At 45.1% G+C, this 1,526-nt stretch carries 1 protein-coding gene; it reads left to right on the top strand.

Translation table 11 applies throughout. The features are described 5' to 3' along the window. Nucleotides 1-623: 623 nt before the first annotated feature. The gene (locus P5674_RS24580) at nucleotides 624-1,034 is read left to right on the top strand and encodes a hypothetical protein (RefSeq protein ID WP_006615824.1); all 411 of its coding nucleotides are present in this window, start codon (nucleotides 624-626) and stop codon (nucleotides 1,032-1,034) included. The last annotated feature ends 492 nt before the right edge of the window (nucleotides 1,035-1,526 follow it).

The raw sequence follows: 1,526 nt of genomic DNA, 5'->3' as shown, positions 1-1,526 counted from the left end.
CAAGAGCAAGGGGAAAAGTAGGAGTTTTCATTCACTACCTACACAGACCTTTAAAATTACCCCGGTGGACAGGACAAGTCTAAAGATGGAATGCCCGTATAAACGGAACGTTTAAACCCCTCATAGGTTCTCAGCAGGATGTAACTGCACAGTAGTGAAAAGTGTAAGCGTATGCCTTTAAGGGGAAAGGATGTGACTGAAAGCTAATGCCTAACTGTAATGGTTAGGATATGCCCACTAGTCACGGTGTGGATATAGAGACTGCGACAACTAAGAGTGTTTATGACGAGAGCGAGTTAATGACTACGTGGTTGTATATAGCTCCGAAAGTTGAGGTCATAAAGCAGGGGGTTGTAGCCCTGTTCCCAATGACAAAAGGGGTATCCACATCAGGAGCCGTATGAGGTGAAAGTCTCAAGTACGGTTTGGAATTGGAGTTGGGGAAGGTGACTTCCCTTTCGACCATAACGCTGATAATTTTGAATTTGACCGAATTTTGGCTTTTATTACCGGAAACCCAGATCTTTGAGCGGTTAAGTTCCAAATATCATCTTGGATTTGCGGAACAAGGATGCCAAAATAGGAACAAAGGATATGGTGAGATGTAGCATCCAGGAGTGTCAATGAATAGCAATCACAAAATTTTAGCAGTTACTAGACCAAACAAACCCCCTGAGCCTAGTTCCGAATCGCCCACTACCAACACCCAAGAACATTCTCGGTCTACTGGGACTGTCAAACACATTCCTAGTCGCACCGTGAAACCTTCAAAACCCATTAAACATAAGCCGAAAGTGGCGGTGAAACTTCCCCAGGCTGAAAATTCTGAGGGTGAGGTGTTTGTGGTCGGAGATCATATTCTGGTCAGAGCGCCTTGGGGACTGTGGGCACGGGCAGAAATTAAGACTTTCTATCAAAGTAGTCCAGATACTGTCATGGCTCATTTTATACCAAAAGAAGAACGCACAAACTGGACTTGGATGGGTGGTTTAATTCGCTCTGATTTGTTGAAACGAGCCAATCCAGACTCGTAGGGATTTTGGCGATTTTCTCCCTGTTGTCGTAAATTCAGTTTCTGGGAACCGGATTAAACCCCCACCGCCATACCTTGGGAATATAAAACGGTTCCCGCCACCCCGCAGACAAGATGAATTTGGGCCAGTAACTCAAGGATCTGGAAGCGAATGGGTGTAGGCTGCATCGCAAGGCAATCATTGCTACAGTAAAGAGAAGCAGTGCGAGACGTTCAGGCATGAAATAGGGTTGAAATACCTGAAATAACCGCCTGGTGGGGACTTCAACCCCTTGGTTGAATATAAGGAGCGCACTCCTGACCATCCTCATAACTGTTTATATGTCCCAACATTCGGTATAGAAATATACCAAATAAGGCAGGGAACCCCAGGTCAAAACGAACTAACTCATACAAATTACTTATAGTAAGCCCAGAAATGGATAAGTAAAGTTAGGAAGTCAGGGTAACGGCGATAGCCACCCCCAGTTTTGGGAATCACAACCCCAGGATT

The sequence above is a fragment of the Limnospira sp. PMC 289.06 genome, assembly GCF_032350395.1.
GTDB classification, from domain to species: domain Bacteria; phylum Cyanobacteriota; class Cyanobacteriia; order Cyanobacteriales; family Microcoleaceae; genus Limnospira; species Limnospira platensis.
Note: the sequence above shows the minus strand (reverse complement) of the source record. Positions and strands in the feature narration are given on the sequence as shown.

Coding starts and splice junctions, on each gene's coding strand:
- P5674_RS24580 (WP_006615824.1), top strand. CDS start 624: ATGAATAGCAATCACAAAATTTTAGCAGTTACTAGACCAAACAAACCC.